Origin of the sequence: Polymorphum gilvum SL003B-26A1 (genome assembly GCF_000192745.1) — a bacterium.
GTDB classification, from domain to species: Bacteria; Pseudomonadota; Alphaproteobacteria; order Rhizobiales; family Stappiaceae; genus Polymorphum; species Polymorphum gilvum.
Map to the genome: position 1 here is coordinate 3810732 of NC_015259.1, position 21928 is coordinate 3832659.

Here is a 21928-nt window from a genome sequence, read left to right on the forward strand (position 1 = left end):
CCGGCGGCGTGCCGCTAGCTGGTGAGTATGACCCCGGCGCCGCGCTCCCAGGACAGCACAACCTGATCGTCCCAGGAAATCGGCCGTTCGACGAGGCGGGTGACATTGGCCACGGTCGAGCGCAGGGTCACGGCGTCGCCGACGCGGGCATGGTAGATAGACACGTCGCCGAGATAGGCGATGTCCCAGACCGTGGCGCCGACGGCATTGGCGCATCCGGGGTCGGGCGTGCCGTGGGCGATGCGGACCTTTTCCGGCCGCATGGCATACCAGACGGTGGCGCCGACGGCCGCGTCGGTCTCCTGGTCGGTCTCGATCGGGAAGCCACCGGCGACGGCCAGAAGCCGCGTGTAGCCCGGGCCGCGCTCGGCCACCGTTGCCTCGATCAGGTTGATGTCGCCGATGAAGTCGGCGACGAAGCGCGAGTTCGGTGTCTCGTAGATTTCGGCGGGTGTCGCGACCTGGACGATCCGCCCCGCATCCATGACCGCGATCCGATCGGCAACGGTCATTGCTTCCTCCTGATCGTGGGTGACGATCAGGAAGGTCATGCCCAGGTCGGCCTGCAGGTCGGTCAGCTCGAACTGGGTCTCCTCGCGCAGCTTGCGGTCCAGGGCACCGAGCGGCTCGTCGAGGAGCAGCACCTTCGGTCGCTTGGCGAGCGAGCGGGCCAGCGCGACCCGCTGGCGCTGGCCACCGGACAACTGGTGCGGCTTGCGCTTGGCGAAGGCCTCGAGCTTGACCAGCTTCAGCATCTCCTGGACGCGAGCATCGATCTCGCCCTTCGGCATCCTGTCCTGCTTCAGACCGAAGGCGATGTTGCCTTCGACGGTCATATGCGGAAACAGGGCATAGGACTGGAACATCATGTTGACCGGCCGGCGATGCGGCGGAACGCCGGCGAGGTTCTGCCCGTCGAGGAAGATCTCGCCCTCGGTCGGCGTCTCGAAGCCGGCCAGCATGCGCATCATCGTGGTCTTGCCGCAACCGGACCCGCCGAGAAGGGCGAAGAACTCGCGCTCGTAGATCTTCAGGCTGAGGTTGTCGACTGCAGTGAAGTCGCCGAAACGCTTGGTGACGTTCCGGAATTCGATGTACGGAACGGCCTGCGGATTCTCCCAGGGTGCAAACGCCCGCCGCACGGGTCCGATCGGTTTCTTGGCCAAGTCCCTCGCCCCTCGCCTGAAGACGCCCCGAGACGGCCCGCCGGCCTCTTGACGAGGCGGCGGGCCACCGGATTCCTGGCCGTTACTGTCCGCTCTTGACCTTGGTCCAGACGCGGTTCTGCACGCGGTTGACCTGCGGCGGCTTGGTGGTCACCGTGTAGAGCTTCTTGACCGTCTCCTCGTCCGGATAGATCGCCGTGTCCTCCAGCACTTCCTTGTCGACGAACTGCTGGCTGTCCTTGTTGCCGTTGGCGTAGAAGATGTAGTTCGACGCCTTGGCGGCCACCTCGGGACGCATGATGTAGTTCAGGAACTCATGCGCCTCGGCGACGTTCCTGGCGTCCGCCGGGATCGCCATGTTGTCGAACCACATCAGCGCGCCTTCCTTTGGAATAACGTATTCGACGGTGACGTTGTTGCCGGCCTCCGCGGCGCGGTCGCGGGCCTGGAGGATGTCGCCCGACCAGCCGACGGCGAGGCAGATGTCGCCGTTGGCGAGCGCGTTGATGTATTCGGACGAGTGGAACTTGCGGATATGGGGCCGGATGGACAGGAGCAACTCTCCGGCCTTCTCGATGTCGCCCGTTTCATTGGAATCGGGGTCGAGGCCGAGGTAGTTGAGCGCCGCCGGAATCATCTCCTCGGGCGTGTCGAGCACAAAGATGCCGCATTCGGCGAACTTCGACACGATGTCCTTGTTGAACACCATGTCCCAGCTGCCGACCGGCGCGTCGGGCATGATCGCCGTGATCTTCTCGACATTATAGCCAATGCCGGTGGTGCCCCACATGTAGTTGATGGCGTATTCGTTTCCAGGGTCGTATTTCTGCAGCCGGGCCTCGATGTCGTCCCACATGTGGACCAGGTTCGGCAGCTTGGACTTGTCGAGCTTCTGGAACACGCCGGCCTGGATCTGGCGGCCGAGGAAGGTGCCCGTCGGCACCACGATGTCATAGCCGGTGCCGCCGGCGAGCAGCTTGGTCTCCAGGATCTCGTTGCTGTCGAAGACGTCGTACACGACCCTGATGCCGGTCTCCTTGGTGAAGTCTTCAAGGATCGACTCGTCGATATAGTCCGACCAGTTGTAGACGTTGACGACGCGTTCCTGAGCGCTGGCCGCGCCGCCGGCAAGGGCGAGCGCCGCGACGCCGGAAAGAATGGCTTTCAACATGATACCTTGCTCCACTCCAGACTGATGGTTCCCTGTTGCCGGTCCGCATGCCCTGCCCGCTGCAACGGGTCTGTCGGGCGACGCGGGCCGGTCCCTTGCCCCGAAGCCTAGAAGCGAAACGGGGCTCGCTCAACTGTTCCCTGCCGGTGTTCTGCCGATTTTTCGGGCACCGGTCGTTTTTAACCCTCGCTAGAGATAGGTCTGCCGCTCCAGCGACGAGATCTCGCGGCCGAAGGCGTTCAGTTCCTCCCGCTTGATGTCGGTCAGCACCTTGTGCATATGGGCGCCGACAGCCTCCTTCATGCGGGAGGATTCCTCAAAGGCATCAATCGCTTCGTCCATCCAGGGCGTCAGCCGCTTGTGGGTCTTCTCATAGGCGTTGCCCTCCACCGGCGGCGGCGGCTCGCGTCCCGCCTCCAGTCCCTCGAGCATGCCCGCGAGCACGCCGGTCAGAACCAGATAGGGATTGGCGTCGGCGCCGGCGATGCGGTGTTCGATGCGCGAGGCCTCGGCGCGGCTCGCCGGCACGCGCAGGGCGACGGAGCGGTTGTCATGACCCCAGCAGATCGACGTCGGAGCATAGGAACCCGGCTGCATGCGGCGGAAGCCGTTGAAGGTCGAGATGTAGAGCAGCAGCGATTCCGGCATGGTGTCGAGCAGGCCGGCTATGGCGTGCTCCAGACGCCGTTCGCCGGCCTGCGGATCGGCGAAGATGTTGCCGCTGCCGTCCTCCAGCGAGACATGGACATGCATGCCGTTGCCCGGCCATTCTGCGAAGGGCTTGGCCATGAAGGAGGCCTTGAGATTGTGCTTGCGCGCGACGCCGGCGACCAGACGGCGCAGCAGCACCGCATCGTCGGCGGCCAGCAGCGGGTCGCGGCGATGATGCAGGTTGAGCTCGAACTGGCCGGGCGCAGCCTCCGACACCGCCGCGTCGGCCGGAATGCCCTGAATGTCGGCGCCGCGGCGGATGTCGTCGACCAGCGGCATCAGCGATTCGAGATCGGACAGAGCGTACATGTTCTGCCGCGCCGGGCCGAGATGGGTGGAAAACAGCGGCTTGGGCGGCCCGCTCCAGTCGTCCTCGCTTTCCTCGAACAGGTAGAACTCGAGTTCGAAGGCGGCGGTCGCGGTGACGCCGCGCCCAGCGGCGCGGTCGGTCATGCGGGCGAGCACGTGGCGCGGATCGATCAGGAATGGCACGCCCGCCCGGTCGTACATGGACATGAGGACCTGGGCGGTCTTGCGCTCGGCCCAGGGCACCAGCTTCAGAGTGCGTGCAATCGGCCAGCAGACGCCGTCCATGTCGCCGGTCTCGATGTGCAGACCGGTCTGCTCGACCTCGCGCCCCCAGACGTCGAGGCCGAACAGGGCGAATGGCAGCGCTACCCCCTCCTTGAACACCTTGCGGATCGCGGCGCCGGGTAGCCACTTGCCGCGCAGCACGCCGTTGGTGTCGGGCAGGATCACTTCCAGCGTGTCGATGTCGGGATGATCGGCGAGAAAACGGTCCAGTTCGTCTTCCCAGCCCTCCTCCGACGGTCTCTCCCAGGCCTGCCGAGGGGCTGTCACCATGATGGAGTCTCCTTGCCGGTTGCCGCCCCGCAAATCCCGGAAGGAGCAAGCCGGCGGAGCACGTTGAATGATTGCGAACGCTTGGAAAATGTGATCACGTATCATCGGAGCTGTCAAGGAACGTGCCGGACGGACATCCGGGAACCGTTTCAGGAAAGTCGCAAGAAGGAGGCCAGCGTTGGGAACCCGCACCGGCGCAAATGACGCCCGACCGGGCGAGCAGCCGATCCGCCACCTCGCGCGCGATCACGTCGAGCAGAGCGTGCGGCGCGCGCTGCTGACCGGACGGTTCATTCCCGGCAAGGCGGTGACGCTGCGCGGCCTCGCGCTGGAACTGGGCGTCAGCCCCATGCCCGTGCGCGAGGTGATCCAGCGGCTGGCGGCGGAAAACGCGCTCAACGTGCGCCCCAACGGCCGCGTACAGGTACCGGAAATGACCCGGGCACGGTTCGACGAAATCCTCAAGGGGCGCCTTCTGCTGGAACCGGAACTGGCGGTCATGGCGCTCGGGAACCTGTCCCGAGCGGATGCGCGCGACCTCGAACGGCTCGACCTTGCGATCGACGCCAGCATCGCGAGCGGCGATGCCGAGGACTACATGCGGCAGAACTACCAGTTCCACTTCCACATCTACGGGGCCTCCGGATCGGAAGTGCTGCTGCCCCTGACCGAAAGCCTGTGGCTGCAGTTCGCCCCCTACATGCGGACGGTCTACGGCCGGGTCGGCACCGCCAATCTGATCGACTGGCACAAGGAGGCGATCCGCGCGATCCGCGATCAGGATGCGCCGGCGCTGGCGGAAGCGATCGCCGCAGACATCCGCGAGGGCATGGGCATCATCGGCCGGAACGGTCTGGTCGACGCCTGAGCGCGCACGCCAGGAAAGCGCCAAGAAAGCGATTGACTTGCATCATATGTGATCACAAAATCGCACAATTCGAACAAGTCGGCGGCCTCGGCCGGCAGACGGTGACCGCCCGACGACGGTCAGACGGCTTCCGATCCCTGCGTGCAGCGCCTCGGAGGGGCAACTGCCTCGCCCGCCGACCCGCAAGCCTGGAGCCCAGCGTGACCAAGAAGAAAAAAGCCCCGACCCTGGCGAGCCTGCGCGGCGTTGCCGATCTGGAAGAGGCGCGCGTCTGGCTGACCGAACGAGGCATCGAGGACATCGAGTGCATCGCGCCCGACCTTGCGGGTGTTGCACGCGGCAAGATGATGCCGACGGAAAAGTTCTTTTCCGGACCGCTGATGACCATGCCGTCGTCGATCTTCGCCCAGACCATTTCCGGCGATTATCCCGAGGACGATGACCGCTTCCAGCACAATCCGACAGACGGCGACCTCTACTTCAAGCCCGACTATTCGACTCTGACGACCGTGCCTTGGGAGACCGACCCGACCGCGCAGCTCATCCACGACGCCTACACCCGCGACGGCATTCCCGTCGAGACGGCGCCACGCAACGTGCTCAAGCGCGTCCTTCAGCTCTACGAGGACAAGGGCTGGCAGCCGGTGGTCGCGCCCGAGATCGAGTTCTACCTGGTGCGGCCAAACACCGACCCCGACTATCCGCTGGAACCGCCGACGGGCCGCTCCGGACGTCCCGAGGTCGGCCGCCAGTCCTATTCGATTTCCGCGCTGAACGAGTTCGACGACCTGATCGACGACATCTACGACCTGTCGGAAAAGCAGGGACTGGAAATCGACACGCTGATCCACGAGGAGGGCGCGGCGCAGATGGAGATCAACTTGCGCCACGGCCACCCGTTGGAACTGGCCGACCAGGTGTTCCTGTTCAAGCGCACGATCCGCGAGGCGGCGCTGCGCCACGAGATGTATGCCACGTTCATGGCCAAGCCGATGTCGAACCAGCCGGGCTCGGCCATGCACATCCACCAGTCGCTGACGGACATGGACAGCGGACGCAACATCTTCTCCAACGAGGACGGCGAGGCGACGCCCGAATTCCTGTCCTTCATCGCCGGCCACCAGCAGTACCTGCCGCACGTGACCTGCATCATGGCGCCCTATGTGAACTCCTACCGGCGCTTCTCGCGCAACACGACGTCGCCGACGAACGTGTTCTGGGGCTACGACAACCGCACCGTCGGCCTGCGCGTGCCCTATTCGAAGCCGAACGCGCGGCGGCTGGAGAACCGGGTGCCCGGATCCGACGCCAATCCCTATCTCGCCATCGCCGCCTCGCTCGCCTGCGGCTATCTCGGCATCGACGGCAAGCTGCAGCCCGACGAACCGCGCACCGGCTATGCGAGCGACATCCAGCGCTCGCTGCCGCGCGGCCTACTGGAGGCGGTCGCCCTGTTCGAGGAATGCGAGGAACTCGTCGAGGTGTTCGGCGAGAAGTTCGTTGCCACCTACCGGGCGATCAAGCAGGAAGAGTTCGAGACCTTCATGGCGGTAATCAGCCCCTGGGAACGCGAGTACCTGCTGCTCAACGTCTGACCCCTCTTCCCACACGGACACGACCGGCGCGCCCATGTCGCGGCAGGGTCGGCCATTGAACGGAGTATCCCGCCATGACGGCCGTTTCGAACATCTATCCGACCGCCGCCCTGCGTGCGCTCGATGCCGCGCATCACATCCATCCGTTCACCGACACGAAGATGCTGAACGCGGAAGGCAGCCGCATCATCACCCATGCCGAAGGCGTGTGGCTGACCGATTCCGACGGCAACCGGATCATGGACGGCATGGCCGGCCTGTGGTGCTCGCAGGTCGGCCACGGACGCCAGGAAATCGCCGACGCCGTGCACCGGCAGATGAGTGACCTGTCCTACTACAACACCTTCTTCAAGACGACCCACCCGCCGGTGATCGCGCTTGCGGAGAGGCTGGCCAAGCTGTCGCCGCCGCAGTTCAACCGGGTGTTCTTCTGCTCCTCGGGATCGGAGGCGAACGACACGGTGTTCCGTCTGGTGCGCTACTACTGGGACCAGATGGGCAAGCCGGAGAAGAAGGTCATCATCGGCCGCTGGAACGGCTATCACGGCTCGACGCTGGCCGGTACCAGCCTCGGCGGCATGAAGGCCATGCACGGCCAAGGCGACCTGCCGGTGCCCGGCGTCACCCACATCGCCCAGCCCTACTGGTTCGGCGAAGGCGGCGACATGAGCCCGGACGAGTTCGGCATCTGGGCTGCGCAGGAACTGGAAAAGGCAATCGATCGCATCGGCGAGGACAAGGTCGCGGCGTTCATCGCCGAGCCGATCCAGGGCGCGGGCGGCGTGATCATTCCGCCCGAAAGCTACTGGCCGGAGGTCAGGCGCATCCTTTCCGAGCGCGACATCCTGTTCGTCGCCGACGAGGTGATCTGCGGCTTCGGGCGGCTCGGCACCTGGTTCGGCTCGCAGTATTTCGGCCTCGAACCCGACCTGATGCCGATCGCCAAGGGCCTGTCGTCCGGCTACCTGCCGATCGGCGGCCTGCTCATTTCCGACAAGGTAGCGTCGGCGCTGGTCGACATGCCGGGCGAGTTCTACCACGGCTACACCTATTCCGGTCATCCGGCCTGCTGTGCCGCCGCCCTCGCCAATCTCGACATCATGGAGCGGGAGAAGCTGGTCGAACGGGTCGCCGACGACATCGGCCCATATCTGCAGGCGCGCTGGAAGGCGCTCGGCGAGCATCCGCTGGTCGGCGAGGCGCGCATGACCGGGCTTGTCGGCGCGCTCGAACTGGTGCCCGAAAAGGGCAACCGCAGGAAGGCCTTCGACAACACCGGCACGGTCGGCACGCTGTGCCGCGACATCTCGTTCAGGAACGGTCTGGTCATGCGCGCCGTGCGCGACAGCATGATCATCTCGCCGCCGCTGGTGCTTTCCCACGACGAGGCCGACCAGCTCGTCGCACTGGCCAGGAAGACCCTCGACGACACCCATGCCGAACTGAAGCGCCAAGGGAAGGTGTGACCTGCATCCTCGGGCCGGGCCGATGAAGCCGTCGCCATCGGCCGGAGCGGCCTTGCCCTCCCGCCGGCGGCTCGGCCGCATTTCCCCTTTTCGTTCAGGTGCCTGAGAACGCCCGTCAACCGTGCCTGAGAACCACGGTCTTGGTCGCGGAGAACTCGTACAGCGCCTCGAAACCCTTCTCGCGGCCATGGCCGGACTTCTTGAAGCCGCCGAACGGTAGTTCGATGCCGCCGCCGGCGCCATAGGCGTTGACGAACACCTGGCCGGCGCGGATCCGGCGCGCCATGCGCAGGCCGCGCTGACCGTCGCGGGTCCACACGCCGGCAACGAGGCCGAAATCGGTGGCGTTGGCGAGGTCGACCGCTTCGTCCTCGTCGCGGAACGGGATCATCGACAGCACCGGACCGAAGACCTCCTCGCGCGCCAGCGGATGCGCCGGCGGGACCGGACCATAGAGACGCGCCGGGGTGTAGCACCCTCCAGCCGGGCAGTCGGGCGCAATGGCGCCTTCGGCGATCAGCGGGATGCCGTCGGCGGCAGCACGGTCGACGAAGGACCTGACCCGGGCGACCTGCGCGGCGCTGATCAGCGGGCCGAGATCGAGGTCGAGATGGTGGGGGCCTGCGACCAGGGCGCGGATGCGGGCGCGGAGGATCTCGACGACCTCGTCCCAGATCGTCTGCTGGACGAGCACCCGACTTCCGGCCGAGCAGGTCTGGCCGCAGTTCTGGATGATGGCGTTGACGACGACGGGGACAGCCGCGTCGAGATCGGCGTCCTGAAACAGGATCTGCGGGGATTTCCCGCCGAGTTCCAGGGTGCAGCCGATGTGGTTGCGGGCCGCCGCGGCCTGGATCAGCGTGCCGACCGCGGGCGAACCGGTGAAGGTGAGGAAATCGAGCCCCGGGTGATTGGCAAGCGCCGCGCCGGCCTCGTCGCCGTAGCCGGTGACCACGTTGAGAACACCGGCCGGAAAGCCGGCCTCGAGCGCCAGTGCGGCGACGCGGACGACCGACAGGCAGGCGTCCTCGGCAGGCTTGAGCACCACGGTGTTGCCCATGGCGAGCGCACCGCCGACGACGCGGCCCATGATCTGGGCCGGGTAGTTCCAGGGAATGATGCCGCCGACGACGCCGTGGGGTTCGCGCAGGGTGAGGGCGAGGAAGCCGTCCGCGGTGGGGATGGTGTCGCCCATGACCTTGTCGGCGGCGCCGCCGTAGAACTCGAAATAGCGGGCGAGCGCGGCGATATCGGCGCGGCCCTGGCGCAGCGGCTTGCCGGTGTCGCGGCATTCCAGATCCGCCAATTCATCAATTTTTTCAGACACTAAATTGGAGAGACGGGAAAGCAGACGACCGCGTTCGGCTGCGGTCATGCGCGCCCACGGCCCGGCCTCGAAGCCGCGGCGGGCGGCGGAGACGGCGCGGCCGACGTCGGCGGCGTCGCAGCGCGGCAGTGTGGCGATGAGCGCGCCGTCGGACGGGGACAACACGTCCAGGCGACGTCCGGCCGCAGCCGGGGACAAGCTGCCGTCGATGACGGCGTCGAGATGCAGGATTGCGCCCGTACCGGTCGCGGACTTCTCGCTCATGCAGACCCTCCCTTGACGTCGTTCCGACCGTAGCGAAACGGCGGGACGGCCGCAATCGGGCCCGTCCGGTCAGGCGAACAGATCCGGCTCGGTCAGCATCAGGTGTTGCACAAGCACGACTGTCTTGGCGTCGCAGACCTCGCCGGAGCGCACCATCCGCGCCAGATCGGCGCAGGAAAGCTCAACGACCTCAATGTCTTCGCCCTCCTCCGCGATGCCACCGCCGGCATGCACGCGACCGCCGTCGTGGTAACCGGCGAGGAACAGGGTATTCTTCTCGCCGAGGATGCCGGGACTGGAAAAGATCGAACAGACGCGGCGCAGCGCCGTCGGCGCAACGCCGGTCTCCTCCTCCATCTCGCGGGCGGCGGCCGTCTCCTCGTCCTCGCCGGGATCGACCACGCCGGCACAGGCCTCCAGGAGATAACCGGCGCCGTGAACCGCCTCGACCGGTACCCGCAACTGTCGGACAAGCAGGGCGGTGCGGCGGGCGCGGTCGACGGGCAGGACAGCGACCGCGTCGCCGAAATGATGCACCTCTCGGTGCATCTCGCGCGGCCTGCCGTCCAGGCCGAGATAGCGGATATCGAGCATATCTACCTTGCAGAATCCGTCGTATAGGCGCTTGCGGCCGCGGATTTCCATGGCGTGGCCAGGAGCGGGGAAGGCGTCTGCGGGATCGGAAGGGGTCATCGTTGGTGTCGTCCCGAGAGTGTCCTGAGAGTGTCCTGAGAGTGTCCTGAAAGACTGCTAAGGAGTGCCGGAAGCCTGCCGGAACAGCGCCGGAGCGGTGAGCATGAGGTGCTGGACCAGGATCAGCGTCTTTGCGTCGCGCAGGGCGCCGGCGGCAAGCAGGCCGGCCAGCGCCGCGCAGGTCAGTTCGACCACCTCGATGTCCTCACCCTCGCCCGCGACGCCGCCGCCGTGGGAACGGCGGTCTGCCTCGGTATAATCGGCGAGATAGAGGTCGGCCCGGTTGGCGAGGATGCCGGGACTGGTATAGGCGACACCGACATGGCCAAGGGTGCGCGGGACGAGACCGAGTTCCTCGTCCAGTTCCCGCCAGGCGCAGGCGAGCGCCTCCTCGCCGGCCTCGCGCCGGCCGGCGCAGACCTCCCAGGGAAACGGATCGCCCTGCTCGAGCAGCATGGGCACGCGCAGTTGGCGGCACAGCAGCACGGTGCGGCGGGCGCGATCGACCGGCAGAACGGCAACCACGTCGCCGCCGTAGCGGACTACCTCGCGGCGGACTTCCTGGACCGCGCCGTCCCGGCGCTGCTGCGACAGGCGCACGGCCTCGACGCTGCACAGGCCGTCGTGCACGCGCGTCCGAGACAGGATGGCGATGTCGTCCGGCACGGGGTCCGCTGCAATTTCGTCGCTCATGACCGCCTCCTGTTGCGCCGCAGCACTATGGCCGGACATGGCGGGAAATCAAGAGCGCGGCGCTCCTACTCCGCGGCCTCGGGCACGGCGGAGGCCGGCAGGCGGGCCCAGGGGCGGGTGCCGGCGGGCCGCTCGGCGACCGTGCCGACCGGCTGCAGGTAGCGGGTGACCTCCGGCCAGTGGCCGACCGCAAGCGCCTTCTCGATCTCCGGCTTGACGATCTCGAAGCTGGTCACGCCGCAGCGGCGCAGGAGCGGCATCTGGTCGAGAATGTAGGCGCCGGCGGCGCGGATGTCGCCGACGTAGCCGAGCTGCTCACGCAGGATGCGGGCGGAGGAGAAGCCGCGGCCGTCGCTGAATTTCGGGAAATCCACCACGACGAGGTCCAGCCCGGCGAGATGGCCGGCAAGGCGGGCGACGTCGTCGGCCGGCCCGATCAGCACGCCTACGCGGCGGTCGAGGCCGGCGAAAGCATGCGGGGCCTCGAGGAACCGGGCGAAGGCGACGAGCAGGCCGCCCTCGGGCGCAAGCGGGCCATCGCCCTCGACCGCCGTCCAGACTTCCTGCGTGAAGGTTCCGTTGGCGTAGATCCTGCGCAGCGCCGCATCCGGCAGGTGGGTCGTCTCGTTCATCGTGTCTCGCATCCCTTGTCCAGGACGGAAAGAGCGGCCTCGGCCCATTTCCTTCCGTCCGTCATGTCGTATCCAGGTGGCTTCCGGGAGCAAGGCGGACGCGGCCGCCCGCACCGGCGGATCAGATTCCGCTGCCGTCGATCTCCCGGCCGTGGGTCGTCAGGTGAATGCCGCACTCGGTCTTGGCCTGGCCGCGCCAGCGTCCGGCGCGCGCATCCTCTCCCGGGCGGACCTTGTCCGTACACGGCAGGCAACCGATCGACGGGTAGCCCTGAGCGACCAGCGGATGCGGCGGCAGGTCATGGCTGCGGGCATAGGCCAGGATCTCGCCGGCGCTCCAGCCGGCAAGCGGATTGACCTTGATGCGGCCGTCCTCGGCTTCAAACACCGGCAGAGCCGCCCGGACGCCTCCCTGGAAGCGCTTGCGGCCGGAAATCCAGGCAGCGAATCCCTTCAGCGCACGATCGAGCGGCAACACCTTGCGGACGTGACAGCAGCGGTCGGTGTCGCTCATCCACAGCATGCCGCCCGGATCGGATGCGGCAAGATCCTGCGGATCCGGCCCCAGGGACCGGATGTCGGCGAGGCCCAACTGCGCCACGATCCGATCGCGATAGCGAAGCGTTTCCGGAAACAGCTTGCCGGTATCGATGAACAGGACCGGCGTCGTCCGATCGATGCGCGCGACCATGTGCAGCAGCACGGCGGAATCCGCGCCGAAGCTCGAAACCATCGCGATTTCGCCACGGTACTGCTCGCGGATCGCGGCCCTGAGAATGTCCTCGGCAGGCGCCTCGCCGTAGCGGGCGGCGAGTGCACGGGCCTCGGCCCCGAGGGCGAGTTCGGGATCCAGCGCGGCATTGGCGATGTCAGCCAGCGCCATAAAGGGCCTCCTTGAAGGGTGCGTCGCCCAGCCTGCGGTAAGTCTCCAGGAATGTTTCCTCCCTGCCCTTCCTCAGGCCGAGATAGGTGTCGACCAGGGTCTCGACCGCGTCGACGACCTCCTCCGAGGAAAAGCCGCGGCCCACGATCTCGCCGATCGACGAACGCTCGTCGGCCGAGCCGCCGAGCGTGATCTGGTAGAATTCCTCGCCCTTCTTCTCCAGGCCGAGGATGCCGATATGGCCGACGTGATGATGGCCGCAGGCGTTGATGCAGCCGGAAATCTTGATCTTCAGTCCGCCGATGTCCCCCTGGCGCTCGGGCGCGCCGAAGCGCTCGGAAATGCGCTGCGCGACCGGGATCGACCGTGCGGTGGCAAGCGCGCAGTAGTCCATGCCCGGGCAGGAGATGATGTCGGTGACCAGACCGGCATTGCCCTCGGCCATGCCGGCGGCCACCAGCCGGTCGAAGACTGCCGGCAGGTCCTTGAGCGCGACATGGGGCAGGATGACGTTCTGCTCGTGGCTGATGCGGATCTCGTCATGGGCGAAGGCTTCTGCGATGGCAGCGATGACGTCCATCTGATCGGCCGTGGCGTCGCCAGGGATGCCGCCGATCGGTTTCATCGAGATGGTGACGCTGACGTGGCCGGGCACGCGATGCGGGTTGAGGTTGTGCTCGACGAAGCGGGCGAAGGCGGGATCGGCGACCCGGCGCGCCTCGACGGCGGCGTCCGTGGCGGGCAGCACCTCCAGCGGCGGAGGCGCGAAATAGGCCTCGATGCGGCGCACCTCCTCCTCCGGCAGACGCAGCACGCCATGGCGGATCTTCTCGAACTCGGACTCGATGTCGGCCCTGAGATCGTCGAGCCCGGTTTCGTGGACGAGGATCTTGATGCGCGCCTTGTACTTGTTGTCGCGCCGGCCGTAGCGGTTGTAGACGCGCAGGATCGCCTCCGAATAGGCCAAGAGGTCCGCCTCGGGCAGGAAGTCGCGCACCTTTCGGCCGATCATCGGCGTGCGCCCGAGGCCACCGCCGACGAAGACGGAAAAGCCGATCGCGCCGACCTCGTCGCGGACGACCTGAAGCCCAATGTCGTGCACCTGGACCGCCGCCCGGTCGTGCGGGGCGCCCGTGATAGCGATCTTGAACTTGCGCGGCAGGAACGAGAATTCCGGGTGCAGCGAGGACCACTGGCGCAGGATCTCGGCATAGGGACGCGGGTCGGCGATCTCGTCGGCGGCAGCGCCGGCAAAATGGTCGGCCGTGACGTTGCGGATGCAGTTGCCGGATGTCTGGATGGCATGCATCTCGACCTCGGCCAGTTCCTCCAGGATCGCCGGCGTGTCGGCGAGGCTCGGCCAGTTGAACTGGATGTTCTGGCGCGTGGTGAAATGGCCGTAGCCGCGGTCGTAGGTGCGCGCGATGTGGGCGAGCTTGCGCATCTGGCGGGAGTCGAGCGTGCCGTAGGGAATGGCCACCCGCAGCATGTAGGCATGAAGCTGCAGGTACAGGCCATTCATCAGCCGCAGCGGCTTGAACTCGTCCTCTGTCAGCTCGCCGGCGAGGCGGCGGCGCACCTGGTCGCGGAACTGTTCGGTGCGCTGGCTGACGAAGCCGCGGTCGAATTCGTCGTAGCGGTACATGCGGGATGTCTCCTGGATGGCGGCGGCGGTGCGGGCGGGACGCGCGGATCAGACCGGCGCGAGGCGCGCCTCCTTGCCGAACTCGGGATGGGTGGTCGGGCCGGCGGCGCGAATCGCCTCGCGCAGGCGCTCGGGCACGATGCGCTCGCCGTCGCGGCGCACCTCGACCTCGTAGGGCTCGACGACGACCTGGTCGGCGACCGAGCGGGCGGCCAGCGCCATGGCCTCGGCGACCGCCTCCTTCGTGCCCAGGACGCGAGCGAGGTCGAGCCGTTCGACCCAGGCGCCGTCCTCGGCCTGCCAGACGACTTCACCGTCGATCAGTCGGTTGGCGGTGACGACTTTCATGGCCCTCTCCTCAGGCTGCCACGGATTGACGGATGGGGCGCACGGCGATCGGTGCGGCGCCCTGCAGGGACGCATGGGCGACGGCGTCGCCGACGACGATGAGCACCGGACCCGTGACGTCGGGGCGATCCGCGAGGGCGGCCAACGCGTCCAAGGTTCCCACGAACAGGCGCTCGTCCGGCCGGGCCGCGTTCTCGACCACGGCGACCGGGGTGGAGGCGGCAAGACCGGCCTCGACCAGGCGTCGCGACACCGCGCCGGCAACGGTGCGGCCCATGTAGACGGCAACGGTGGCGCCGGCGAGCGCCAGGCCGGCCCAGCCGGGCAGCGTGGCGCCGTCGGCGTCGTGGCCGGTCGCGAAGACCAGCGTGGAGGCGACGCCGCGCAGCGTGAGCGGGATACCGGCCGAGGCGGCGGCGGCCAGGGCGGCGGTGACGCCGGGCACGACCTCGAAGCAGATGCCGGCCTTGCGCAGGGCGGCCATTTCCTCGCCGGCGCGGCCGAAGACAAGCGGATCGCCGGCCTTGAGGCGGACGACGCGATGGCCGTCGCGCGCCAGAGCGACGAGCAGGGCGTCGATGTCGGCCTGGGCGACCGAATGGGCGCCCTTGCGCTTGCCGACGGCGATGCGGCGGGCGTCGCGCCGGCCCATGGCGACCACGGCCTGCGGCACCAGCGCATCGTGGACGATGACGTCGGCCTCCTGCAGCAGCCGCTGGGCACGCAGGGTGAGCAGGTCCTCGGCACCGGGACCGGCGCCGACCAGCCAGACGAAGCCGGTGCCGTCGACAGCGGAGTTCAGCAGCCGCTGCGCCTCGGCCCGGGCCAGATCCGCACGGCCGGCATGGAGGGTGTCGGCGACCGGGCCGGAAAAGAAGCGGGCCCAGAAGCGGCGGCGGGCGGCGGCGTCCGGGAGGAGCCGCGCCGCGGCGTCGCGGAAGCTCTCGGCGAGGCGGGCGAGATCGCCGGTCGAGCGCGGCAGCAGCGCCTCGATGCGCGCGCGGATGTGACGGGCGAGCACCGGGCCGGCACCGGTCGAGGTGACGGCGACGGCGATCGGCGCCCGATTGACCAGCGCGCCTGTGTAGAAGTCGCACAGATCCGGCTTGTCGACCGCGTTGGCGGGAACGCCGAAGATGCGCGCGGCGTCGACGACAGCGCGGTCGAGCGCCTCGTCCTCGCGCGCGGAGAACACGAGGGCCGCGCCGGTCAGATGGGCCGGGCGGAACGCCTCGGCGACATGGACGGCGCCGGCCGCCTCGACTGCGGCCGCAAGCTCCGCGTCGATGTGCGGGGCGACGACCTCGACGACGGCATTGGTCTCGGCCAAGAGGCGGACCTTGGCGGCCGCCTCGCCGCCGCCGCCGACGACCACGACGCGCCGGCCCGCGACCTTGTGGAAGGCGGGAAAGACGTCGAGCCGGGCGGATCGGCTGGCGGGGACACGGGCGGGCATGCGGCGGCACTCCGGGGGCGATGGCATCACCCCCTAGAGATAGCCGCGCCGGGCGCCGGGCGCCGGGCATCGTTTTTCAAAGTTGCCCGGAGCCGGAGAAAATGCTCCTGCCGCTTGCCAAGACCGCAGGATGTCGGCGGGACGGCGTCAGGCCTCCGCCGGCCGGGCGTCCCCTACTTCATCGCCTGCAGGATCGAGACGTAGTTGGCGACGGCGGCGCCACCCATGTTGAAGATGCCGCCGATCTCGGCGTCCTTCACCTGGATGCCGCCGGCCTCGCCGGTCAGCTGCATGGCGGTCAGGACGTGCATGGAGACGCCGGTGGCGCCGATCGGATGCCCCTTGGCCTTGAGGCCGCCGGACGGATTGACCGGTAGCCTGCCGTCCATCTCGGTCCAGCCCTCGAGGATCGCGCGGGCGCCCTCGCCTTCCCTGGTCAGGCCCATCGCCTCGTATTCGATCAACTCGGCGATGGTGAAGCAGTCGTGGGTCTCGACGAAGGACAGGTCGTCGAGCGACAGACGTGCCGTGCCGAGCGCCTTGCCCCAGGCCTGCTGGCAGCCCTCGAACTTGAGGATGTCGCGCTTGGACATGGGCAGGAAATCCTGCACATGGGCGAGCGCGCGGAAGGCGACGGCCTTCCTCATGCCGAGCGCCGTGGCCGGATCGGTCAGCACCAGCGCGGCGGCGCCGTCGGAGACCAGCGAGCAGTCGGTGCGCTTGAGCGGGCCGGCGACGAAGGGATTCTTGTCGCTCTCGGCACGGCAGAACTCGTAACCGAGATCCTTGCGCATCTGGGCATAGGGGTTGTTGACGCCGTTCCTGTGGTTCTTGGCGGCGATCTTCGCCAGCGCGTCGGACTGGTCGCCGTGGCGCTGGAAATAGGCGTCGGCGATCTTGCCGAAGACGCCGGCGAAGCCGGCCGGGATATCACCCTCCTCCTTGAGATAGGAGGCGCGCAGCAGGTTGCGGCCGACCTCCGGCCCCGGCGTCGTGGTCATCTGCTCGACGCCGACGACGAGCACGAAGCGGGCCGCGCCCGTGGCAATCGCCCGCACGCCCTGGTGCACGGCGGCCGAGCCGGTGGCGCAGGCGTTCTCGACGCGCGTCGCCGGCGTGAAGCGCAGCGCCGGATCGGCCTGCAGCACCAGCGAGGCGGTGAAGTCCTGGGGCGAGAAGCCGGCATTGAAATGGCCGAGCAGGATCTCGTCGATGTCCGACGGCTCGAGGCCGGCGTCGCGGATGGCGTCGACGGCCGCCTTGACGATCAGGCTCTCGACGGTCTCTTCCGAATGCTTGCCGAAGGGCAGATGCGCCCAGCCCACCATCGCTGCTGTCATGGCCTTGTCCTCGTCATGTGATCCGCCACCAGGGGCATCCGGACGGTGCCCTGAGCCCGTGCCCGGCACGGGGCGCGGATGCTCGCGGTTCCCGGCCGCGGATGGTTCCACCAACTGCGGCCGGGCGCAAGCCCCATGTTGACTTTAACGTCATCCTTCAGTTCAGCGTTCTTTTTCTTCAATATGTTATGACGCTGAACCTAGCCGAAAAGAGGAGTCTCCGGGACGCGCAGATCGCGCGCTTTGTTCCGACGCGACCGCCATTTCACACGCATGTCACAGAGGCCGGGCATAAGGTCCGCGTTCCCGCAAGCATTCATTTCAGAGCGTGTTTTCGGGGGGTTACCCCGACAGTCGGGCCGCTGCGGCGGTCCGACTTTTTTCTGGCGTACCCTCGCGGCGGTTTCCCCGCATCGCCGGGGAGCGAAAAACCGGTTCCCACTTTTTCGCGCGATGCGCTTTCCCCCCGCATCGCCGGGGAGCGAAAAACCGGTTCCCACTTTTTCGCGCGATGCGCTTTCCCCCCGCATCGCCGGGGAGCGAAAAACCGGTTCCCACTTTTTCGCGCGATGCTCTAGAACACCCGGGCGCGGCCGGTGCGTTGGGCCGCGGTAAAGAAGCATCCGGGACCCCCATGGCCGACAGACTGCCGGTATCCGCCTTCATCATCGCCCGCGACGAGGCCGACCGGATCGCGGGCGCGATCGACAGCGTCGCCGGCTGGGTCGACGAGGTGATCGTTATCGACAGCGGCTCGAGCGACGACACGGTCACAGTCGCCCGGTCCCGCGGCGCGCGCGCGGTCGAAAACGCCTGGCCCGGCTACGGGCCGCAGAAGCGCTTCGGCGAGGATCAGTGCCGCAACGACTGGCTGCTCAACCTCGATGCTGACGAGGCGGTGACGCCGGACCTCGAGGCGGAGATCCGCACCCTCTTCGCCACTGGCCGCCACACGGAGGCCGACTGCTGGCGGATCATGATCCGCGACGTCTATCCGCATGAGGCCGGCCCCGCGCCCTGGGCATACGGCTACCATCAGATACGGCTTTACGACCGGCGCAAGGGCCGCTTCTCGGCCTCAACCGTGCACGACACGGTGCGGCCGGACGCCGGTGCCAGAGTGGCTTCGCTGCAGGGCATCATCGCCCACCGGTCGATCCGCTCGCTCGCCTTCCAGGTCGGCAAGTACAACCGCTATTCCGACATGCAGGTCGCCGACATGCGGGCGCGCGGCCGAGGACTGCCGCGCTGGCGCCTGCTGACCGAGTTTCCCTTCGCGTTCCTGAAGGCCTATGTCGGCCGGCGCTACGCGCGCTACGGCTGGTGGGGGCTGATCCTCGCGGTCAACTATGCCCATGCCCGCTTCCTGCGGGTGGCCAAGGCCTACGAGGCCCGCCTGGCCGAGCGCACGCGAAGGTAGCCCTGAACGACCCGGAACGGGTGGTCAGAACAGGCGTTGCGGAGGCTGCGGCACGCCTCACGCCGGTATGGTGACCCGTTCGGCCGGAATCTCCTCCCGCCGGCGCACGCGGATCGGCTGGCGCAGGCCGGAGATGCGGTCGAACTGGGCGAGCCGCTTGATGGTGGTCAGTGTCAGTTGATGGCCGCGCGACAGCACGAGTTCGTGCGACCCCTCGGTGAGGATGTCGTCGACCAGGACGTCGCCGGAGTGGAGCGCCCGGATGTGGCAGGCGACGATCCGCTCCCTGTCTCTGGCCTCGGCGTCCTCGAGCAGGCATTCGCGCACGAGGGTGAGCAGTGCGGGATCGTACTGGCGCCGGTTGATGTTCAGCGCCTCGAAGGCGGCCAGATCCACCCCCGTGTCGGGGCTGGCGTACCACAGGTCGATCAAGATTTTCAGGATGCGCGAGTTGAGCGGGATGTCCGCGCCGACAGGACCGTCCGCCGGGAAGCCGGACCCGTCGTAACCCCGGCCCGAATAGTAGAGGACATCCGCCACCTTATCGAGCTGGGGAATGTTCTTCAGCAGATCCCGGCTCTGTTCCGGCGCGCGGGCGAGCAGTTCGCGCTGGGGATCCGTCAGGGTCTTCGCCGAGCGGTAGCGGGCGAGGATCTCTCGCGGCAGCAGCGCCTCGCCGAGCGGCGACAGCATCACCGCCATCTCAAGTTCCCAGGTCTTCTTCATGTCCATGGCCCGGGCGACCTTGAGGGCCTGGGTGCGCAGCACGGACGTCTTGCGGAACGCGTCCGCATGAAACAGCGACAGCATCTCGATCATCAGCTTCACCGAGCCGGCCAGCGTCTTCTCGAGCAGGTTGCGTTCCTTGACGATGCGGCGGTGGTAGGCGACGGCCGAGCGCAAGGCCATCTCGGCCTCCTCGACGGCGACCGGCTTGCGCAGATGCAGGTAGACGTTGGCCGCGCTCAGGGCCTTCATGATCTCGTCCGACGAATGAGCATCGGACAGCAGGATACGGGCGGCGTTGGGCGCCGCTTCCTGGACAGCGCGCAGCAAGGCGCCACCGGGCATGTCCGGGATGTTGAAGCACGAGACGACCACGGCGGCCATTGGATTGAGCTTCAGCCAGGCCAGCGCGCCGGCGGCCGTGCGCTCGGTGCGGATGTGGTACTTCTTCCCGAGCAGGGTCTGGAACCCTGACAGGACCTTGACGTCGTCGTCGACGACCAGGATCTGCGGCAAAGCCTCCTGCATGGCGACACTCCCTGACGGAAGACCGGCGGATGCCTGTCCCCCCTCCTCGACGGCTGCGTTCCGGATCAATCGACGCGCCGTTCCATGACGTCAAGGAATCTAACAACCCAAAGTGCTAATAAAATATTTTCGGGCAGGATTTGCTATCGTTAAACTTATTCACCGCCAGACCCTCCCTGTAAAAATTGATTAGAATCTTGCCGTTTCGCTCTCCAGAACGCCCGTTCTGCCTCTGCGAGAACCGTGGCTCCACCCTATCGACACAGCCCGGCTTGGGGTATGCAGGCGCCTCGAGCGAAGGAGTCCCAACGAAGGAGACGTCATGTCCGCGGCGACGCCCGATGTCCTCATTGCCGGCGCCGGACCGGCCGGCCTGATCGCGGCCGACAGGTTGTCGGAACTCGGCCTCGCCGTCGAGATCCGCGACCGCATGCCGTCGCCGGCCCGCAAGTTCCTGCTGGCCGGGCGCGGCGGCCTCAACCTGACGCATTCCGAACCCCTCGACGTCTTTCTCGGCCGCTACCGCGAGGCGGCTCCGACGCTCGAGCCGGCGATCCGCGCCTTCGACCCCGACGCGCTGCGGGCCTGGTGCGCCGGGCTCGGTCAGGAGACCTTCGTCGGCTCAAGCGGGCGGGTGTTTCCGGTCGCGATGAAGACGTCACCGCTCCTGCGCGCCCTGCTCGGGCGTCTCGCGTCGCGGGGCATCGTGCTGCACCCCCGGCAGACCTGGGCCGGCTTTGCCGACGACGGGCGCAGCCGGTTCCGCGCGGCGGATGGCGCGGAGACGCTGGTTGCCGCCCGCGCGACGTTGCTCGCCTTCGGCGGCGCCAGTTGGCCCCGACTCGGGGCGACCGGCGACTGGGCGCCGGCGCTGCAGGCGCGGGGCGTCTGCGTGCGTCCGTTCGTGCCGTCGAACTGCGGCTTTGCGGTCGGCTGGAGCCGGGTGTTCCGAGAGCGGTTCGCCGGGACGCCGCTGAAGCGGCTGGCGGCCAGCCACGACGGAGAGCGCATCAGGGGCGAGGCCGTGGTGACGGAGGCGGGGATCGAGGGCGGCGCGGTCTATGCCTTGTCGGCGCCACTCAGGCGGACGCTTCAGGCCGAGGGCGAAGCCCGGCTGGTCCTCGACCTCAGGCCGGACCTGGCCCCGGAGGCGCTGACCGCGCGGCTCGCCAGACCGCGGGGCAAGCAGTCGCTATCGACCTTCCTGCGCAAGGCGGCGGGGTTGAACCCGGTCGAGGTGGCGCTGCTGCGCGAAGCCGGACCGGTCCCGGACGATCCTGCCGCACTCGCGGACCGGATCAAGGGCGTCACGCTGCGCCTCGTCGGCGCGGCGCCGATCGAGCGGGCGATCTCTTCGGCCGGCGGCGTCGCGCTCGACGAGATCGACGCGCAGTTCATGCTGAGGAAGCTGCCGGGCGTGTTCGTCGCCGGCGAGATGCTGGACTGGGAAGCGCCGACCGGCGGCTACCTCCTGCAGGCCTGTTTCGCCACGGGGCGGGCGGCCGCCGAGGGCATCGCCGGCTTTCTCGCGCACCGGAAACAAGGTTGGGCGGAAAGGGGCGCGCGATGACCGTGCTCTATGTCGACGCCGACGCCTGCCCGGTGAAGGACGAGGCCGTGCGCGTCGGCGAGCGGCACAAGGTGCCGATCCATTTCGTCAGCAACAGCTGGATGCGGTTGCCGGAAAGCGAATTCGTCACGCGGGTGATCGTCTCCGACGGGCCGGACGCCGCCGACGACTGGATTGCAGAGCGGGTCGGCCGGGGCGACGTCGTGGTGACCGCCGACGTGCCGCTGGCCGCACGCTGCGTCAAGGCCGGGGCGCTTGTGGTCGGCCCGACCGGCAAGCCGTTCCGCGAGGACGGCATCGGCATGGCTCTGGCCATGCGCGATCTGAAAACGCGGCTGCGCGAAGCCGGCGCGATCCGCGAGGGCGGCCCCGCCTTCACCCGTGCCGACCGATCGAAGTTCCTCGGCACGCTGGAGACGACGCTGCGCGCCGCCAGGCGCCAAGCCCCGCCGGCACCTGGGCCAAGCACGAACCCGGGCACGAACCCGGGCACGAACCCGGGCACGGGAAAGCCCCCGGAGGGCTGACCCGCCGGGGGCTTTCCGAAACCGGCCACGGCGCC

General features: G+C 67.9%; 19 protein-coding genes. 6 read left to right on the top strand and 13 right to left on the bottom strand.

The window, feature by feature from the left end; all coding sequences use genetic code 11:
- Window positions 1-14: 14 nt before the first annotated feature.
- The 3 genes from SL003B_RS17765 to SL003B_RS17775 all read right to left on the bottom strand — a co-directional run bounded on the left by SL003B_RS17765 (window position 15) and on the right by SL003B_RS17775 (window position 3912).
- Complete coding sequence (locus SL003B_RS17765; RefSeq protein ID WP_013654252.1) at window positions 15-1166, bottom strand: ABC transporter ATP-binding protein; 1152 nt, start codon at window positions 1164-1166, stop codon at window positions 15-17.
- Window positions 1167-1248: 82 nt separating this feature from the next.
- Window positions 1249-2337 carry a polyamine ABC transporter substrate-binding protein gene (locus SL003B_RS17770; RefSeq protein ID WP_013654253.1) on the bottom strand — a complete coding sequence of 363 codons (1089 nt, stop codon included), beginning with the start codon at window positions 2335-2337 and terminating at the stop codon, window positions 1249-1251.
- A 189-nt stretch (window positions 2338-2526) separates the two neighbouring features.
- Window positions 2527-3912, bottom strand: coding sequence for a glutamine synthetase family protein (locus SL003B_RS17775; protein WP_013654254.1), 1386 nt, complete (start codon window positions 3910-3912; stop codon window positions 2527-2529).
- Window positions 3913-4090: 178 nt separating this feature from the next.
- Here SL003B_RS17775 and SL003B_RS17780 point away from each other — a divergent pair, with 178 nt between their 5' ends.
- The 3 genes from SL003B_RS17780 to SL003B_RS17790 all read left to right on the top strand — a co-directional run bounded on the left by SL003B_RS17780 (window position 4091) and on the right by SL003B_RS17790 (window position 7841).
- Window positions 4091-4780 carry a GntR family transcriptional regulator gene (locus tag SL003B_RS17780; RefSeq protein ID WP_013654255.1) on the top strand — a complete coding sequence of 230 codons (690 nt, stop codon included), beginning with the start codon at window positions 4091-4093 and terminating at the stop codon, window positions 4778-4780.
- 200 nt (window positions 4781-4980) lie between these two features.
- A complete protein-coding gene (locus tag SL003B_RS17785) occupies window positions 4981-6375 on the top strand; it encodes a glutamine synthetase family protein (protein ID WP_013654256.1) in 1395 nt (464 codons plus the stop codon).
- A gap of 74 nt (window positions 6376-6449) precedes the next feature.
- Window positions 6450-7841 (top strand): aspartate aminotransferase family protein, encoded by a 1392-nt coding sequence (locus tag SL003B_RS17790; protein ID WP_013654257.1) that lies wholly within the window; start codon window positions 6450-6452, stop codon window positions 7839-7841.
- Between the two features lie 115 nt (window positions 7842-7956).
- On the opposite strand, the gene SL003B_RS17795 is transcribed toward SL003B_RS17790, so the two are convergent.
- From SL003B_RS17795 to SL003B_RS17835, 9 genes are all read right to left on the bottom strand, one after another.
- Window positions 7957-9432 carry an aldehyde dehydrogenase family protein gene (locus tag SL003B_RS17795; RefSeq protein ID WP_013654258.1) on the bottom strand — a complete coding sequence of 492 codons (1476 nt, stop codon included), beginning with the start codon at window positions 9430-9432 and terminating at the stop codon, window positions 7957-7959.
- A gap of 69 nt (window positions 9433-9501) precedes the next feature.
- Window positions 9502-10125, bottom strand: a complete 624-nt coding sequence (locus SL003B_RS17800; RefSeq protein WP_013654259.1) for an NUDIX domain-containing protein — start codon at window positions 10123-10125, stop codon at window positions 9502-9504.
- Between the two features lie 57 nt (window positions 10126-10182).
- On the bottom strand, window positions 10183-10818 hold the full coding sequence (locus SL003B_RS17805; protein WP_013654260.1) for an NUDIX domain-containing protein: 636 nt from the start codon (window positions 10816-10818) through the stop codon (window positions 10183-10185).
- A 65-nt stretch (window positions 10819-10883) separates the two neighbouring features.
- Window positions 10884-11450 (bottom strand): DUF934 domain-containing protein, encoded by a 567-nt coding sequence (locus tag SL003B_RS17810; protein ID WP_013654261.1) that lies wholly within the window; start codon window positions 11448-11450, stop codon window positions 10884-10886.
- 121 nt (window positions 11451-11571) lie between these two features.
- Complete coding sequence (locus SL003B_RS17815) at window positions 11572-12333, bottom strand: phosphoadenylyl-sulfate reductase (protein WP_013654262.1); 762 nt, start codon at window positions 12331-12333, stop codon at window positions 11572-11574.
- Entirely contained in the window at window positions 12320-13978 is a 1659-nt protein-coding gene (locus tag SL003B_RS17820) for a nitrite/sulfite reductase (RefSeq protein ID WP_013654263.1), read from the bottom strand. Before SL003B_RS17820 ends, SL003B_RS17815 begins: the two co-directional genes overlap by 14 nt.
- A gap of 48 nt (window positions 13979-14026) precedes the next feature.
- Window positions 14027-14326, bottom strand: coding sequence for a DUF2849 domain-containing protein (locus SL003B_RS17825; protein WP_013654264.1), 300 nt, complete (start codon window positions 14324-14326; stop codon window positions 14027-14029).
- A gap of 10 nt (window positions 14327-14336) precedes the next feature.
- Window positions 14337-15782: a siroheme synthase CysG gene (cysG, locus tag SL003B_RS17830; protein ID WP_013654265.1), complete on the bottom strand. Its 1446-nt coding sequence runs from the start codon at window positions 15780-15782 to the stop codon at window positions 14337-14339.
- 173 nt (window positions 15783-15955) lie between these two features.
- Window positions 15956-17122 carry an acetyl-CoA acetyltransferase gene (locus SL003B_RS17835; RefSeq protein WP_013654266.1) on the bottom strand — a complete coding sequence of 389 codons (1167 nt, stop codon included), beginning with the start codon at window positions 17120-17122 and terminating at the stop codon, window positions 15956-15958.
- Between the two features lie 634 nt (window positions 17123-17756).
- Here SL003B_RS17835 and SL003B_RS17840 point away from each other — a divergent pair.
- On the top strand, window positions 17757-18542 hold the full coding sequence (locus tag SL003B_RS17840; RefSeq protein WP_013654267.1) for a glycosyltransferase family 2 protein: 786 nt from the start codon (window positions 17757-17759) through the stop codon (window positions 18540-18542).
- A 57-nt stretch (window positions 18543-18599) separates the two neighbouring features.
- On the opposite strand, the gene SL003B_RS17845 is transcribed toward SL003B_RS17840, so the two are convergent.
- The gene (locus SL003B_RS17845; RefSeq protein ID WP_013654268.1) at window positions 18600-19796 is read right to left on the bottom strand and encodes an HD domain-containing phosphohydrolase; all 1197 of its coding nucleotides are present in this window, start codon (window positions 19794-19796) and stop codon (window positions 18600-18602) included.
- A 322-nt stretch (window positions 19797-20118) separates the two neighbouring features.
- On the opposite strand from SL003B_RS17845, the gene SL003B_RS17850 reads away from it, so the two are divergent.
- Complete coding sequence (locus tag SL003B_RS17850) at window positions 20119-21366, top strand: TIGR03862 family flavoprotein (protein WP_013654269.1); 1248 nt, start codon at window positions 20119-20121, stop codon at window positions 21364-21366.
- Complete coding sequence (locus SL003B_RS17855; protein ID WP_041375624.1) at window positions 21363-21893, top strand: YaiI/YqxD family protein; 531 nt, start codon at window positions 21363-21365, stop codon at window positions 21891-21893. The genes SL003B_RS17850 and SL003B_RS17855 overlap by 4 nt, the downstream gene beginning before the upstream one ends.
- The last annotated feature ends 35 nt before the right edge of the window (window positions 21894-21928 follow it).